The organism is Primorskyibacter flagellatus (assembly GCF_014638275.1).
GTDB lineage: Bacteria > Pseudomonadota > Alphaproteobacteria > Rhodobacterales > Rhodobacteraceae > Pseudooceanicola > Pseudooceanicola flagellatus_A.
The window spans coordinates 2,466,988-2,481,210 of the sequence record NZ_BMFJ01000001.1; the positions used below are offsets into that span (position 1 = coordinate 2,466,988).

Consider the following 14,223-nt stretch of genomic DNA (forward strand, 5'->3'; position numbering starts at 1 on the left):
ATCTCCGACCACCCCGCGCGACCCTGGGCCAGGGAACCTCGGGGCAAGCCCGAGGATGACGTGGGGCCAGGTGGGGCGCGCGGAGCTTATGACCGGGGAAAGGCTCAGGAAATCATGTCCTTATACTCAGCCTCTGTCATGTAGTCGTCCATCTGGGACGGCTCCGACGGCTTGATCTTGAAGAACCAGGCGTCGCCCATGGGGTCCTCGTTGATCTTGCCGGGGTCCTCCACCAGCATCTCGTTGACCTCGGTGATCTCTCCGTCCAGGGGCGCGAGGATATCCGACGCCGCCTTGACAGACTCAATCACCACGCATTCGTCGTCCTTGGACACTTCGGTCCCGACCTCGGGCAGTTCGACGAATACGATGTCGCCCAGCTGTTCGGCGGCGTGTTCGGTGATGCCGACGACGATCTCTCCGTCTTCCTCGCGCAGCCATTCGTGTTCTTCGGTAAACTTCATCGACGGGACTCCCTGGTCGTCAGCGTTTGAAATTGGCGGGGGTGAAGGGCAGCGGGGTGACCTCCACCGGGGCGCGTTTGCCGCGCAGCTCAGCCGAAATGATCGTGCCGGGCGCGGCCAAGTCAATGGGCAGGTAGCCCATGGAGACCGGCGTCTGCACCGTCGGCCCGAAAGCGCCAGAGGTGATGGCTCCGATCTGCGTCGTGTCGCCGTCGGAGGCGAAGAGCGGCACGCCCTCGCGCATCGGGGCGCGGCCCTGGGGGCGCAGGCCGACGCGGCCGCGCGCCGGGCCCTCGGCCAGTTCCTTCAGGATCCGGTCGGCGCCGGGAAAGCCGCCTGCACGGTCGCCGCCGGTGCGCCGGACCTTCTGGATGGCCCAGGCAAGGCCGGCTTCGACCGGGCTGGTGGTGGTGTCGATGTCATGGCCGTAGAGGCAGAGCCCGGCCTCGAGCCGCAGGCTGTCGCGCGCGCCGAGTCCGATCGGCAGGACATCGGGATGGGCGATCAGGGCGCGGGCGAGCTTTTCCGCATCCGCCTCCGCCACCGAGATCTCGAACCCGTCCTCGCCGGTATAGCCTGAGCGCGAGACCCAGCATTCCGCCCCCGCCAGCATCAGTGTGCGGACGTCCATGAAGCGCATCTGCACCACTTCGGGCGCAAGGGCGGAGAGCACCGATTCAGCCGCCGGCCCCTGCAGGGCGAGCAGGGCGCGGTCGGTGACCTCCTCGACCTGCACGGCGGGCATCATGGCGCGCATGTGGGCGATGTCGGCGGATTTGCAGGCGGCGTTGACGACGACGAACAGGTGGTCGCCACGGTTGGCGAACATCAGGTCGTCGAGGATCCCGCCTGTTTCGTCGGTAAGCAGGCCGTAGCGCTGGCGTCCCTCCGGCAGGCCCAGCACATCGACCGGCATCAGCGTTTCGAACGCCGCGGCGGCAGCGTCACCCCGCAGCAGGACCTGACCCATGTGCGAGACATCGAAAAGCCCGGCGCTCGCCCGCGTGGCGAGATGTTCCTTCATCACCCCGGCAGGATACTGAACCGGCATGGAATAGCCGGCGAAGGGCACCATCTTCGCACCCAGTTCCAGGTGCAGCGCCTCAAGCGGCAGGCTTTGCAGATCGTCCATCCGGTCGCTCTCCGGCCCGGAAAACGCCGGGCATCGCAGGGCGCGGTGATGCGCCACGATGCCCCCTCTGTCCCTTTCGCCTGAGATCGCTATCCCTTCGGCGGGCGCATTGCGCGCCACTCTCCAGAGTTGTCGTTACGGCAGGTCCTTGGGCCTGAGAGTTTCCGGGGCGGTTGCTCCTTCGGCACCGGCCTGCTCACTTGCGCGGGCGGCCGGTTCTCCCTGTCCGTGAACTCCGGTTAGCGCGGAAAACGACGCTTCGCAAGCGTCAAGCGACAGCGCCGCGCCGGTCGCAGGACAGCGGCATCGACAGCAGCGCAGAGAGCCCATCATTTTCGCAGATCAGCTCGTCCAGCGTGACCTTGTCCATGACCGCGTAGAAGGCTTCGGTCGCGCGGGCGATGACGCCGCGAAGCCGGCAGGCGTCGATCAGCGGGCAGGTGTTCTCTTCCGGATCAAAGCATTCGGTGATCGGTACGCTGGCCTCGGTCGCGCGAATTACCTCGCCCACGGTGATCTCCTCCATCGGGCGGGACAGGCGGAGACCGCCGTTGCGGCCGCGCTGCGTGCGCAGGTAGCCCAGCTGGCCGAGGCGATTGATGACCTGCGCGAGATGGTTCTCGGATGTGTTGCAGGCCTTGGCGATGTCCGACTTGGTGACGAGCTGCCCGTCATTCACCCCGCAGAACATGAGAATCCGCATGGCGATATTGGATCTTTTGGTCAGGCGCATGTATGTCTCCCTTCGTCGGCCCTTCGTCTCTCCTCCCGGGCTTTCGATTTTCGCAATTCCGCTTTTGTTTCATCATGTATACACGATGAGAGGGATAGCGAAAGGTGAATATGACCCAAATCAACTGCGGAGCATAAATGTCACAAGACCCGTTCTTCTTCGGCTACGGCAGCCTCGTGAACACGGCCACCCATATCTACGACCGCCACCACCGTGCGCGGCTTTCCGGCTGGCGCCGGGTCTGGCGACACACGCCGTTCCGCGACATGGCCTTCCTGACCGCAGAGCCCTGCGACGGCGTGGCTATCGACGGGCTGATCGCGGCGGTGCCGGGGGCGGACTGGGCGGCGCTGGATTTGCGCGAAACGGGGTATGACCGGATGCCGCTGACCGTCGGGCTGAGCCATGAGGCCACGGACGCCGGGGAGATCGCGGTCTACCACATCCCGGTGGACAAGCACGGGCCGGCGGACGGCGTGCGTCCGATCCTGCTGAGCTATCTCGACGTGGTGGTGCAGGGGTATCTGCAGGTCTTCGGGGCGGAGGGCGGCCGCCATTTCTTTGACACGACGGCGGGCTGGGACGGGCCCATCCTGAACGACCGCGCCGCCCCGCGCTACCCGCGCGCGCAACTGCTGACAGAGGCGGAGACGGCCGTGGTGGATGCGGAACTCGGCAAGCTCGGGGTCGAGGTGGTCGAGGGCTGAGGGCGCATCCGGCGGGGTGTTCTTTTCGTGGGTGGTGCGAGCCCCCTCCCTGACCCTCCCCCTGCAGGGGGAGGGAATTGCATTGGTCATGCGGGTCGCGGGTGCAGTCTCCGCAACGGACGGCCGGTTCGCCGTTCGGGTCGGAGTCGAGTAGGGCGGACGGTTTCTTGCTGACTGCCAGGGAAGCGCGAGACGGCGGTCGCCGTCAGTAGGTCCGCGCCCGGATCACCTGCAACAGGGGCAGCAGCGCGGCCATTTCCGGCCCCCTCTCCTGCCCGGTCACGGCCTTGCGCAGCGGCATGAACAGGCCCTTGCCCTTGCGGCCCGTCGCCTCTTTCACCGCCGTTGTCCATTCGCCCCAGGTGTCGGGGGTGACGGTTTCCGGCAGCAGCGGCATGGCCTGGCGGATGAAGTCGGCGTCTTCCGGATCGACCAGCGGATCGGCCCCGTCGCGCATCAGGGTCCACCATGCATCGACGTCATCGAGCACGGTGATGTTGTCGCGGACGACAGACCAGAAGGCCTCTGCCTTGTCGTCGGGCACACCGGCGGCGGCGATGCGGTCGCGCACCCTATCCAGCGGCGTGGACTGGAGCACGTGGGCGGTCAGCGGGAAGAGATCCTGTTCATCGAACTTGGTCGGGGCGGTGCCGAAGGTGGCGAGGTCGAAGCCTTCGATCAGTTCGTCGACGGAGCTGCGCAGTTCCACGGGCTGCGACGAGCCGAGCCGCGCCATCAGAGAGAGCAGCGCCATCGGGGCGATCCCCTGCGCACGCAGGTCGCGGATGGACAGCACGCCAAGCCGCTTGGACAGCGCCTCGCCCTGCGGGCCGGTCAGGAGGGAGTGGTGCGCGAAGGCGGGCGCGGTGCCGCCAAGCGCCTCGATCATCTGGATCTGGGTGGCGGTGTTGGTCACGTGGTCCGAGCCGCGCACGACATGGGTTACGCCCATGTCGGTGTCGTCCACGACCGAAGCCAGCGTATAAAGCACCTGCCCGTCCGCTCGGATCAGCACCGGGTCGGAGACGGAGGCCGCGTCGATGGAAATGTCCCCGAGGATGCCATCGGTCCATTCGATGCGCTGCTGATCCAGCTTGAAGCGCCAGACGCCTTCGCCCCGTTCGGCGCGGAGTTTCGCCTTCTCGTCTTCGGACAGGGCCAGCGCGGCGCGGTCATAGACCGGCGGCTTGCCCATGTTCAGCTGCTTCTTGCGCTTGAGGTCCAGTTCGGTCGGCGTCTCGAACGCCTCGTAGAAACGGCCCATTTCGCGGTACCGGTCCGCCGCCTCGGCGTAGCGGTCGAGCCGTTCGGACTGACGCTCCACCCGGTCCCAGTGCAGGCCGAGCCAGTCGAGGTCCTGCTTGATCGCGTCAACGTATTCCTGCTTCGACCGTTCGGGATCGGTGTCGTCGATGCGCAGGATGAAGGTGCCGCCCTGCTTGCGGGCGATCAGGAAGTTGAACAGCGCGGTGCGCAGGTTGCCGACATGGATGTAGCCGGTCGGCGAAGGGGCGAAACGGGTGGTGGTCATGGGCGGTGCTCCTGATGCCCCGGCGCTTTGTCACACCGGGGGGGAAATGTCCATCAGGGGGCGGCCCGGAGCGGTCAGTCGGGCTGCACCGGCCAGAGCTTTGCCAGGTCCGCCAGCCCGGCGCGGATCAGGTCCGACAGCGCATCCTGATCCACCGCGTCGAGCCGGGTAATGTAGAGGCAGGACTTCCCCAGCCTGTGCGGGCCCAGCCGGGCGAGGATCGGGGAATAGTCCTGATAGCCCGGCATGATGTAGATCGTCAGCGCCGCCTTGCGCGGGGAGAACCCGGTGGCGAACCAGCTGCCGGAATGGCCGCTGGCGTAGGTGTAGTCGTAGCGGCCGAAGCCGATGATCGCAGGACCCCACATCCGTGCTGTCCAGCCGGTGACCCGACCGAACAGGTCCAGAAGCGCGTGCCCCTCCGCAGCGCGGCGGGGCGGGGCGACCGAGGCGAGGTAGCTGACTGGCGATTGCCCGGTCGGTTCTGTCTTCTGGCTGGACATGGGGCCCTCCGACCCCCGGCATAGCAGAAAACGGACCGTGTGGCAGCACGGTCCGCTTCCTGCCGGGGTCCCTCAGTAGAGGCTGGCGAAGATGTCGGCCTCGGCCTCCACCTCGATCTCTCCTCCATGATCCGGGGTCTCGTCGGCGACCGGACCGCCGAAGAGCAGATGTGCGATGGCGCCGCTGAAATCGTCGTCGGAGGGGTCGTTGTCGCCGGTAAGAATGTGATCCACCGTGCCGCCGTCCCCGGCGAGTTCGTCCAGCGTGCCGCCTTCGTCCGCGAGGTGGTTGAGAAACCCGTCGGTCGCGGTCCCGTCCGGATCGTCGTCGCCGGTCAGCACCTCGTCGAGAATTCCGCCGTCGCCGGCGAGTTCGTCGACGATCCCGCCCTCTGCGAAGAGGTCGCTGCCAAGGTTTCCGGTTTCGGTGCCGTCGCCTTCGGTATCTCCGGTGAGCAGGCCATCGATGACGCCGCCGTCCCCTGCGATGTCGTCGATCAGGCCACCTTCGTCGGTGAGGCCGGGATGGGTGCCGTTGCCACCGCCAAGGCCGATCTTCACGCTGGCCTCCGCATGGATGGACAGGCCGAAGCCGCCGTCGCAGGCATCGGCGTCGCCCGTGTCATCGCCGTCGCCGGGGGTCTGTTCGGGGTTGTCGCGACCCGGCGGGGGACCGGAATTGCCGGGGTTGCCGGCGTCGTCCGTGTCATCGTCGGCGCAGTCCGCCGGGTCCCCGGCCAGCACGTCCCCGACCGTGCCAAGCAGTTCGTCGACGGTCCCGCCATCCCCGAGCAGGTCGTCGATGACGCCATTGGTCTCGCTGTCGTCGGGCGTGTCATCGCCGGTCAGCAGGTGATCCAGCGTGCCGCCGTCGCCCAGGATTTCGTCCAGCAGGCCGCCTTCGTCGGTCAGGTCGCCGACAAGGCCTTCGGTTTCGCTGTCGTCCGAGGTGTCGTCGCCGGTCAGCAGGTGGTCGAGCGTGCCCCCGTCGCCCAGAATTTCGTCGAGAAGACCGCCCTCGGCCGCCACGTCGCCAACCACACCGGAGGTTTCGGTGTCGTCGGGCGTGTCGTCGCCGGTCAGCACGTGGTCAACCGTGCCGCCCTTGCCTAGCAGCCCGTCGAGCAGGCCCTTGTCGGATGTGAGAGAGGTGAGATGCGGGGTGTCCTCAGCCCCGCGGAGGCCGATCGCTTTCGCCATCGGCTCGAACAGTTTTGCTTTGAACCCAAACACGGGAATACCCTTTCCGTTTCACTCGTACCGTTACGCCGGCCAACGGGCCGGTCCGGACATGGTCTCAGGCTGCCGGGCGGTCTGACGAGCTTTTCCGGCGCGACAGATCATTTCCGAGCCGGAAACGGAAAGCAGGTGGAGCCTGCCGTATGGAGCCCAAGGCGCTGCTAACGTTAACAAATGGCGATGCGCGCTGCAGGCCAGCGCTAGGGCGTTTTTCGGATCGGAAACAGAAACAATCGCCGTAGTTTCCGGGACTGTCCCAGCCCGCGCGACAATCGGCGCGAATCGCCGGGCGTCAGCGGCGGCGGAAGGTGAGGTAGTGAGGCGTCCGCCCTTCCCGCAGCGCCTTCTGTTCGTAGCGGGTGGACAGCCAGTCGTCCCAAGGCTCACGCCAGTCCTGGGGCCGCTCCGCCAGCCAGTCGAACCCGTGGCGCGGCACCTGCTCCAGCGTCTGCCGCACATAGTCCGGGATGTCCGTCGCCACGCGGAAAATCGCGCCGGGTTTCAGAACGCGGGCCAATGGAACCAGGTGTTCCGGGGTCACGAAGCGTCGGCGGTGGTGGCGCTTCTTCGGCCAGGGATCGGGATAGAGCAGGAAGGCGCGGGCGACGGAAGCCTCGGGCAGGACGTCGAACAGGTCGCGGGCGTCGCCGGGATGCACCCGCAGGTTGGACACGCAGGACCGGCGGATCTTGCCCAGGAGCATGGCGACCCCGTTGATGAACGGTTCCGCCCCGATGATGCCGACGTCGGGATTGCGTTCGGCCTGGTGCACGAGGTGTTCACCGCCGCCGAAACCGATTTCGAGCCACAGGTCGCGGTGTCCGAACAGCGCGGCGAGGTCGAGGTTGGTGCGATCCGGGTTCTCCTCCCACCCCACGGGGCCGGGAGAGAGTTCGGCGAGGTCCTCCTCAAGGTAGGTTTCCTGCGACGGGCGCAGGGTCTTGCCCTTGAAACGGCCGTAGAAGTTGCGCCAGGGGGCGCCGGAGGGGTGCTTGTCGCTCATCGCCGCTGCCATAGCGCCGGGGCGGGCGGGGATCAACCGGCTGCAGCCTAGTGGTTGTGGGTCCCGATCCGTTCGTGGACCGCTACCATGCCGCGTTCGACAAGGTCCGTCACCTCGTCCGCGTGTCTGTGCAGCGCCTGCACGACCTCCGGGTCAGCGGAGGTCTGGGTCACGGCGACGCCGCCCGCCACCGGTTCGACAACGCTGTCGATGCCGGACCCGCGCAGGAAGAGAATGTCGAGTGTCGGGCTCTGGATCGGGATCTTCGGATCCTCCCCGGTTGTCACGCGGCCGACCATTCCGGCGACATGGCTGACAAGGGCCGCCTCGACCTCCGGGTCTGTCGTCAGGGTTACCGTGCGGATGCCATCGGGTAGACGTTCGACGACCCGCGACAAGGTTTCGAAGCGGCGGAACATGATCTCGATCTCGGCGCTTTCGTCCTCGGTCGCCTGTTCGCTTACGAGGCCCGGCATGGTGACTGTGACATCGCCTCCGTGGGCGACCGGCGTCTGGGCCTGCGTGGAGAGCGGGATCAGAAGGGCGATCACGGAGAGACAGGCTTGCAGATTCATGGGAACGTCCGGCTGGGGTACTGGGCGCATGCTACTGCCGGTTGGCCGGCGGGTCGGATCACCTTTGCGCGACCCATTCCGCTGCGCGTCTGCGCACACATTCTGTCGGAATTCACCGAATAGCGCACCGGGCGCAGACCCGTCATCTTCGCCGTCATGCCCCGGAGCGGGGTTCCATGATAAAGGACGACACCAATGACCAACCTTCTTTCCTATGCCGCGCCCGTGGGCCGCGTGCTGCTTTCACTGATGTTCATCACCTCCGGCCTGCAGAAGATCACCGGCTACGCCGGCACGCAGGGCTACATGGAGATGATGGGCGTGCCGGGCGCCCTCCTTCCCCTCGTCATCCTGGTCGAGGTCGTGGGCGGCATCGCACTGCTCGCCGGTTGGCAGGCGCGCACCGCCGCCTTCCTGCTGGCGGGCTTCTCACTGGTGTCCGGCGTGCTGTTCCACCTTGTGCCGTCCTTCGGGATGGAGGGGATGGAGGCACAGGGCCAGATGATCTCCTTCATGAAGAATGTCACGATCGCGGGCGGCATGCTGATGGTCGTGGCCTTCGGTCCGGGCGCGGTTTCGGTCGCGCAGGGCAAGGCCGTTCCGGCGGAGTGACCTGCTGACGCGGCGGGCCGGGCTGCACCGGCCTGCCGTCATCCCCGCCTCTGCCGGGGCTGGCCGATTGGTCAGGCGTCGGCGGGGGCGTCGGGCGTTGCAGCGATGGCGGCGAGGGTTCGCTGTATGTCGGCTTCCGTCGTCGCCCAGGAGGAGACGGAGAAGCGCACCGCCTCCCTCCCCCGCCAGGTGGTCGGGCCGAACCAGGCCTCTCCGCTGCGTTGGACGGCCCCGGCAAGTGCCGCAGCCCAGCCCCGTGGCGCGGGGCGGGAGGCAACGACCTGGTTCAGCACGACATCGTTCAGGATCTCGAACCCCTGTGCGCGCAGCCCCTCGGCCAGCGTGCGGGCGTGGCGGCAGGTGGTGTCGATCAGGTCGCGCAGGCCTTCGCGACCGAGGGAATGCAGAGCCGCCCAGATCTCCACCCCACGGGCAGAACGTGAGAATTCGGGAACCATGTCCTTGGGCGCGGCGTCACCTCCGACCTTGAGGTAGGGCGCCTGCGTGGCCATGGCCGCGTGGATGGCTGCGGGGTGGCGGCAGATTGCCAGCCCGCAGTCGTAAGGGGTATTCAGCCATTTATGGCCGTCCGTGACCCAGCTGTCGGCGCCGTCGTAACCTGCCAGCTGGGACCGGGTGGCGGGGCTTGCCGCGGCCCAGAGCCCGAAGGCGCCGTCCACATGCACCCAAGCCCCGTTGGCCCGCGCAACGATGTCGGCAATCGGATCGCTGGCGCCCGAATTGACATTGCCGGCCTGGGCCAGAATGAGGGTTGCCGCATCCGCCTCCGGCATCCGACCGACATCGATCCGGCCCTGCGGGTCGCAGGGCACATATTCAATCACATCCGTGCCGATGCCGAGCATGGACAGCGCCTTGCGTACGGTCACATGCGCCTGCTCTCCGGCAATCACGCGCAGGCGGGGGGCGCCCCAAAGCCCCTTGGCCTGGACGTCCCAGCCCTGTCTCTCAAGCAGCGCATGCCGGGCTGCGGCGAGGCAGGTGAAATTTGCCATGGTCGCGCCGGTCACGTAGCCGACCGAGCAGTGCGCGGGCAGTCCGAGCAGGTCGAGCAGCCATCCTGTTGCAACCTGTTCGAGTTTGACACCGACCGGGCTGGTGGCATCGCTGAACACGACCTGATCCCAGGCGGAGGCCAGAACCCTTGCGCCGAGCGCCGCCGGAAGGGTGCCGCCGACGACCAGACCGAAGAACCGCCCCCCGGCCGTGGCGGTGGTGGCCGGAGAACCGAGTTGGTCGAGCAGGGCAAGCGTGTCGGCCGGATCGTTCGGTGCGGTTGGCATGGGCATGTCGAAGCCGCCCAGTCCTGCCAGCGCGTCGGGAGCGGCGGCGACGGAACGGTCGTGGACCGTAGCGAGGTACTTCGCCGCCCTGTCTGCGGCAATGGCAAGCGCGGTCGTGGATTGTGTGAGCGGATCGGGCACGGTAAACTCCATAGACAGGTAACTATATAGACGACTATCAATATGGATGATGCGCCGTCAACCGTCGACGTGCTCAGGGCGCTTGGGAACGAGAACCGGATGCAGATCCTCCGGTGGCTGCTCAGCCCGACCGATCACTTCCCGCCGCAGCGCGATGGCGATCTGGTGGAGGACGGAGTCTGCGTCGGGTTCATCACGGATAAGATCGGGCTGAGCCAGCCGACCGTGACCTCGCACATGAAGGTGCTGGCGGGGGCCGGGCTGGTGACCGGGCGGCAGATCAAGAACTGGGTGTTCTACAAACCGGACAGGGTCCGCATCGCCGACACGCTGGCGCGGCTGAAGGATGACCTGAAGGTCTGAGCGCTTTTCATCGCCGTCCGAACCTTCGGAAAGGTCTTCAAAAGCAGAAAGGCCGGGGTCTCCCCCGGCCTTCGATGGCGTCGCGACAGGCGGCGTCAGACCGCCTTTTTCAGCGCCTCGACCAGGTCGGTCTTTTCCCAGGAAAAACCGCCGTCCTCGTCCGGCTTCCGGCCGAAGTGACCGTAGGCGGCGGTGCGCTGGTAGATGGGCTTGTTCAGCTGCAGGTGCTCGCGGATGCCGCGCGGGGTCAGGTTCATGACCTGCGCGACGGCCTTCTCGATCTCGGCCTCGTGGACCTGGCCGGTGCCGTAGGTGTCGGCGTAGATCGACAGCGGCTTGGCAATGCCGATGGCGTAGGAGAGCTGGATCGTGCACTTTTCGGCCATGCCCGCGGCAACCACGTTCTTCGCGAGGTAGCGCGCGGCATATGCGGCAGAGCGGTCGACCTTGGTCGGATCCTTGCCCGAGAAGGCGCCGCCGCCATGCGGGGCCGCACCGCCATAGGTGTCCACGATGATCTTCCGGCCCGTGAGGCCCGCGTCGCCGTCCGGCCCGCCGATCACGAACTTGCCGGTCGGGTTGATCCACCATTCGGTGTTCGCGGTCAGCCATTCGCCGGGGATGACCTCGCGGATATAGGGTTCGACGATGGCGCGGATGTCGGCGGAGGTCTGGGTTTCGTCGTGGTGCTGTGTCGACAGGACAAGCTGCGTGACCTCGACCGGCTTGCCGTCCTCATAGCGCAGGGAGACCTGGGATTTCGCGTCGGGGCCGAGCGTCGGCTCGGTACCGTCCTTGCGGACCTCGGCCAGGCGGCGCAGGATCTTGTGTGCGAACTGAATCGGCGCCGGCATCAGGTCGTCGGTTTCCGTCGTGGCGTAGCCGAACATGATGCCCTGGTCGCCCGCGCCCTCGTCCTTGTCGCCGCTGGCGTTCACGCCCTGCGCGATATGGGCGGACTGTTCGTGCAGGAGGTTGGTGACCTCGCAGGTGGCGTGGTGGAACTTGTCCTGTTCGTAGCCGATGTCCTTGATGCAGGCGCGGGCGATATCCTCGATCCGGCCCATGTAGTCCTTCAGCTTGTCCTGATCGGACAGGCCGACCTCGCCGCCGATGACGACGCGGTTGGTGGTGGCAAAGGTTTCGCAGGCGACACGGGCCTGGGGCTCCTCAGTCAGGAAGGCGTCGAGGACGGCATCGGAAATGCGGTCGCAGACCTTATCCGGGTGACCCTCGGAAACGGATTCCGAGGTGAAGATGTAGTTCTTGCGGGACATGAGAAGCGCTCCATTCAGATAATTCCGCCCCGTCAGGAAGCCGTTGGGGCGGCGTGCGGTCTGGCCTAGACGCGCCCGGAGGGGGCGTCAACGCCTAAAACGCCTGCCGGTGCGTCGCGTGAGGAGAATAAGCGCCCCCTGTGCCGCCAGCAGCAGCAGGGTCAGCGGCGTGTCCCCGATCCGGGCATAGGGCGTCGCGGATCTGGCTGGCGGCAAAGGGACGTCCCGCACGCCGGTTTCGCCCAGGTCGATCCGCTCTATCAGCCGCCCCGAGGCGTCGATCATTGCGGAGACGCCGGTATTGGCGACGCGTACCATGGGCAGCCCCTGCTCCACCGCGCGCAGCCGGGCCTGGGCAAGATGCTGATAGGGGCCGGAGACGGTGCCGAACCACGCATCGTTGGTGATGAGCAGCAGCAGAGCGGGGCGGCCGGGTGCGGCGGCGATGTCGCGCGGGAAGACGCCTTCGTAGCAGATCAGCGGCAGGGCGGGGCCGAGACCGGGGAGGTCGATCAGCCGCGCGCCCGGACCGGGGGAAAAGCCGTGGCCGTCGCGCTGCGCGAGGCCCTGAATGCCGATGCGGCCAAGCAGGTCGCCCGCCGGGGTGTATTCGCCGAAGGGGACGAGATGGTGCTTGTCGTAGACCTCGGTGATCTCTCCGCCCCGGCCAAGCAGGACGAGGGAGTTGTAGATCCGCCCGCCTCCGGACCGGTTGATGCCGAAGACCAGCGGCGTGTCGCGGGCGGCTTCGGAGAGGTCCGGGGTGAGGTAAGTCACATCCTCAAGCCAGGCGGGCAGCGCGGTTTCGGGCCAGACGATCAGGTCGGGCTCTCCGGGCGTGGCGGTGAGGTCGAGCAGGCGCTGGTAGTGGAGCGGCGCGAGCGCCGGGTTCCACTTGTCGCGCTGCGGCACGTTCGGCTGGACAAGACGGACGACGGGGCGACCCGTGGTGTCGGCAGGCGACGGTGTCAGCAGGTGACCGACGGCGAAGGGCACGGCGGCGGCGATGAGCCATAGCGGCAGGCGGCGCGGGCGGCTCAGGGCCAGCGTGAGGGTGGTTGCGAGGCCGATGACGATCAGGCCGAGGCCGATCGCCCCGCCCCCCTGCGCCAGTTGCATCGCCGGTGTTCCGATCAGGACGTGAGCGGGCAGCGCCCAGGGAAAGCCGGTGAAGATCACCCCACGGAGCACGCCCGCCAGCACCAGCATCAGCGTGACCGAGGCGGCGAAGTCCAGCCCCCCTCCCCCGGTCAATCGGCGCGCGAGACCGCCCGCAAGGCCCCAGAACAGCGCCATGCCGGTGGCCATGAGGACCATGGCAAAGGGCGCCATCCAGCCGTCGCGGGCGATGTCGACGAGGAAGGGTTCGACGATCCAGCTGAGTGCGAGGGCGAAATACCCGGTCCCGGCGGCCCACCAGATCGCGGCGGTACGGGCCGGTCTGGGTTCGGCGAGGGTCAGGGAATGCACGGCGGCGAGTGCGAGGATCGTGAGCGGCCAGAGCCCCCAGGGTGCCTGCCCCGTCGCGCCGATGACGCCCGCCAGCAGGGCAAGCCCCATGCGGGCGCGCAGGGTCAGGCGGGCAAGGAAGGCCGGGTTCGCGCCGGGCGGCGCGCCGTCACCCGGCTGCGGCAGAGTCATTGTGCCGCGAGGTTCGCGGGATTCCCTGCCGGTTCGGGCTCCGGCTCCGGCACGGGGCCGCCGGGACGCATCCGCACCCGCAGGCGCTTGATCCGGCGGGGATCGGCATCCACCACCTCGAACTCGTGACCGGCGGGATGCGGCACGACCTCACCCCGCGCCGGGATCCGGCCCGAGAGCATGAAGACCAGGCCGCCGAGGGTGTCGATCTCTTCCTCGTCGACGCTGTCGTGTTCGGTCAGGTCGATGCCCGTCTCGCCGGCGAAATCCTCAAGCGGGGTGCGGGCGACGGCGAGATAGGTGTTGTCAGCTTCCTTGATCCAGAACTTGTCCTCGTCGACGTCGTGTTCGTCTTCGATCTGGCCGATGACCTGTTCGATCAGGTCCTCGATCGTGACGAGCCCGTCGACACCGCCGTATTCGTCGATCACCAGCGCCATGTGCCGGCGTTCCTGCTGCATCTTCTGCAGCAGCACACCGATCGGCATGGAGGGCGGCACGTAGAGCAGCGGGCGCAGCATGGTCTTCAGCGTGAAGCGCGTGGTCTTGCCGTTGAAGCCGTGCTTGAGCGCGAAGTCCTTCAGGTGGATCAGACCGACCGGCGTGTCCAGCGTATCCTGATAGACCGGCAGGCGGGTCATGCCGCTGTCGCGGAAGACCTTGACCAGTTCGTCCCGTGTCACGGTCTGCGGCACGGCGACGATTTCCGCCTTCGGCACGGCGACGTCCTCGACACGCATGCGGCGCAGGTTGATCATGCCATGGGCCTGACGCGGCGCGGCGGGGGCCTGCGCGGGTCCGGATTGTGCGGGGGTGGTGGCGTCACCGCCGAAAATGCGGGACCAGAACCCGCGCGTTCGCGGCCGGTCCGCTTCCGTGGTGGTCGGCCGGCCTTCGGGCAGCGCGCCATGCGCTGCGGTAGAAGGCCCGTCGTTGTTGTCGCCCATCAGTCCTTACCAAAACGCGCCGCCCGAATCGGCGGCAATCGGGGGCTTTCA

At 67.3% G+C, this 14,223-nt stretch carries 15 protein-coding genes and 3 riboswitches; of the genes, 3 read left to right on the top strand and 12 right to left on the bottom strand.

Annotation, left to right across the window (positions count from 1 at the left end; genetic code table 11):
- Positions 1–104 precede the first annotated feature (104 nt).
- The 3 genes from gcvH to IEV87_RS12185 form a co-directional block, all read right to left on the bottom strand.
- On the bottom strand, positions 105–464 hold the full coding sequence (gcvH, locus tag IEV87_RS12175) for a glycine cleavage system protein GcvH (RefSeq protein ID WP_188477939.1): 360 nt from the start codon (positions 462–464) through the stop codon (positions 105–107).
- 19 nt (positions 465–483) lie between these two features.
- Positions 484–1,596 carry a glycine cleavage system aminomethyltransferase GcvT gene (gene gcvT / locus IEV87_RS12180; protein WP_188477940.1) on the bottom strand — a complete coding sequence of 371 codons (1,113 nt, stop codon included), beginning with the start codon at positions 1,594–1,596 and terminating at the stop codon, positions 484–486.
- 59 nt (positions 1,597–1,655) lie between these two features.
- Positions 1,656–1,728: riboswitch (glycine riboswitch) on the bottom strand.
- Between the two features lies 1 nt (position 1,729).
- Positions 1,730–1,830, bottom strand: a riboswitch (glycine riboswitch).
- Between the two features lie 34 nt (positions 1,831–1,864).
- Entirely contained in the window at positions 1,865–2,329 is a 465-nt protein-coding gene (locus IEV87_RS12185; RefSeq protein WP_188477941.1) for an RrF2 family transcriptional regulator, read from the bottom strand.
- Positions 2,330–2,466: 137 nt separating this feature from the next.
- Between IEV87_RS12185 and IEV87_RS12190 the strand changes: the two genes are divergently transcribed.
- Positions 2,467–3,036 carry a gamma-glutamylcyclotransferase family protein gene (locus IEV87_RS12190; protein WP_188477942.1) on the top strand — a complete coding sequence of 190 codons (570 nt, stop codon included), beginning with the start codon at positions 2,467–2,469 and terminating at the stop codon, positions 3,034–3,036.
- A gap of 205 nt (positions 3,037–3,241) precedes the next feature.
- On the opposite strand, the gene gltX is transcribed toward IEV87_RS12190, so the two are convergent.
- The 5 genes from gltX to IEV87_RS12215 all read right to left on the bottom strand — a co-directional run bounded on the left by gltX (position 3,242) and on the right by IEV87_RS12215 (position 7,887).
- The gene (gene gltX / locus IEV87_RS12195; protein WP_188477943.1) at positions 3,242–4,567 is read right to left on the bottom strand and encodes a glutamate--tRNA ligase; all 1,326 of its coding nucleotides are present in this window, start codon (positions 4,565–4,567) and stop codon (positions 3,242–3,244) included.
- A gap of 74 nt (positions 4,568–4,641) precedes the next feature.
- Positions 4,642–5,070 carry a DUF1801 domain-containing protein gene (locus IEV87_RS12200; RefSeq protein ID WP_188477944.1) on the bottom strand — a complete coding sequence of 143 codons (429 nt, stop codon included), beginning with the start codon at positions 5,068–5,070 and terminating at the stop codon, positions 4,642–4,644.
- 72 nt (positions 5,071–5,142) lie between these two features.
- Complete coding sequence (locus IEV87_RS12205; protein ID WP_188477945.1) at positions 5,143–6,303, bottom strand: hypothetical protein; 1,161 nt, start codon at positions 6,301–6,303, stop codon at positions 5,143–5,145.
- A 298-nt stretch (positions 6,304–6,601) separates the two neighbouring features.
- Complete coding sequence (gene trmB / locus IEV87_RS12210; protein WP_188477946.1) at positions 6,602–7,312, bottom strand: tRNA (guanine(46)-N(7))-methyltransferase TrmB; 711 nt, start codon at positions 7,310–7,312, stop codon at positions 6,602–6,604.
- Between the two features lie 47 nt (positions 7,313–7,359).
- On the bottom strand, positions 7,360–7,887 hold the full coding sequence (locus tag IEV87_RS12215) for a hypothetical protein (RefSeq protein ID WP_229737549.1): 528 nt from the start codon (positions 7,885–7,887) through the stop codon (positions 7,360–7,362).
- A gap of 195 nt (positions 7,888–8,082) precedes the next feature.
- Here IEV87_RS12215 and IEV87_RS12220 point away from each other — a divergent pair, with 195 nt between their 5' ends.
- A complete protein-coding gene (locus IEV87_RS12220) occupies positions 8,083–8,499 on the top strand; it encodes a DoxX family protein (RefSeq protein ID WP_188477947.1) in 417 nt (138 codons plus the stop codon).
- Between the two features lie 71 nt (positions 8,500–8,570).
- On the opposite strand, the gene IEV87_RS12225 is transcribed toward IEV87_RS12220, so the two are convergent.
- Entirely contained in the window at positions 8,571–9,944 is a 1,374-nt protein-coding gene (locus tag IEV87_RS12225) for a pyridoxal phosphate-dependent decarboxylase family protein (RefSeq protein ID WP_229737551.1), read from the bottom strand.
- A gap of 42 nt (positions 9,945–9,986) precedes the next feature.
- Here IEV87_RS12225 and IEV87_RS12230 point away from each other — a divergent pair, with 42 nt between their 5' ends.
- On the top strand, positions 9,987–10,307 hold the full coding sequence (locus IEV87_RS12230) for an ArsR/SmtB family transcription factor (protein WP_188477949.1): 321 nt from the start codon (positions 9,987–9,989) through the stop codon (positions 10,305–10,307).
- A 95-nt stretch (positions 10,308–10,402) separates the two neighbouring features.
- Here the strand turns inward: IEV87_RS12230 and metK are convergent, their stop codons facing one another.
- From metK to IEV87_RS12245, 3 genes are all read right to left on the bottom strand, one after another.
- On the bottom strand, positions 10,403–11,584 hold the full coding sequence (metK, locus tag IEV87_RS12235) for a methionine adenosyltransferase (RefSeq protein WP_188477950.1): 1,182 nt from the start codon (positions 11,582–11,584) through the stop codon (positions 10,403–10,405).
- 6 nt (positions 11,585–11,590) lie between these two features.
- Positions 11,591–11,639, bottom strand: a riboswitch (SAM-SAH riboswitch).
- 32 nt (positions 11,640–11,671) lie between these two features.
- Positions 11,672–13,225, bottom strand: a complete 1,554-nt coding sequence (gene lnt / locus IEV87_RS12240; protein WP_188477951.1) for an apolipoprotein N-acyltransferase — start codon at positions 13,223–13,225, stop codon at positions 11,672–11,674.
- Positions 13,222–14,172 carry a hemolysin family protein gene (locus IEV87_RS12245; protein ID WP_188477952.1) on the bottom strand — a complete coding sequence of 317 codons (951 nt, stop codon included), beginning with the start codon at positions 14,170–14,172 and terminating at the stop codon, positions 13,222–13,224. The genes lnt and IEV87_RS12245 overlap by 4 nt, the downstream gene beginning before the upstream one ends.
- Positions 14,173–14,223: the final 51 nt, after the last annotated feature.

Excerpts from the sequence above, each read along its gene's own strand:
- gcvH (WP_188477939.1), bottom strand. The coding sequence starts at position 464 with ATGAAGTTTACCGAAGAACACGAATGGCTGCGCGAGGAAGACGGAGAG.
- gcvT (WP_188477940.1), bottom strand. The coding sequence starts at position 1,596 with ATGGACGATCTGCAAAGCCTGCCGCTTGAGGCGCTGCACCTGGAACTG.
- IEV87_RS12185 (WP_188477941.1), bottom strand. The coding sequence starts at position 2,329 with ATGCGCCTGACCAAAAGATCCAATATCGCCATGCGGATTCTCATGTTC.
- IEV87_RS12190 (WP_188477942.1), top strand. The coding sequence starts at position 2,467 with ATGTCACAAGACCCGTTCTTCTTCGGCTACGGCAGCCTCGTGAACACG.
- gltX (WP_188477943.1), bottom strand. The coding sequence starts at position 4,567 with ATGACCACCACCCGTTTCGCCCCTTCGCCGACCGGCTACATCCATGTC.
- IEV87_RS12200 (WP_188477944.1), bottom strand. The coding sequence starts at position 5,070 with ATGTCCAGCCAGAAGACAGAACCGACCGGGCAATCGCCAGTCAGCTAC.
- trmB (WP_188477946.1), bottom strand. The coding sequence starts at position 7,312 with ATGAGCGACAAGCACCCCTCCGGCGCCCCCTGGCGCAACTTCTACGGC.
- IEV87_RS12215 (WP_229737549.1), bottom strand. The coding sequence starts at position 7,887 with ATGAATCTGCAAGCCTGTCTCTCCGTGATCGCCCTTCTGATCCCGCTC.
- IEV87_RS12220 (WP_188477947.1), top strand. The coding sequence starts at position 8,083 with ATGACCAACCTTCTTTCCTATGCCGCGCCCGTGGGCCGCGTGCTGCTT.
- IEV87_RS12230 (WP_188477949.1), top strand. The coding sequence starts at position 9,987 with ATGGATGATGCGCCGTCAACCGTCGACGTGCTCAGGGCGCTTGGGAAC.
- metK (WP_188477950.1), bottom strand. The coding sequence starts at position 11,584 with ATGTCCCGCAAGAACTACATCTTCACCTCGGAATCCGTTTCCGAGGGT.
- lnt (WP_188477951.1), bottom strand. The coding sequence starts at position 13,225 with ATGACTCTGCCGCAGCCGGGTGACGGCGCGCCGCCCGGCGCGAACCCG.
- IEV87_RS12245 (WP_188477952.1), bottom strand. The coding sequence starts at position 14,172 with ATGGGCGACAACAACGACGGGCCTTCTACCGCAGCGCATGGCGCGCTG.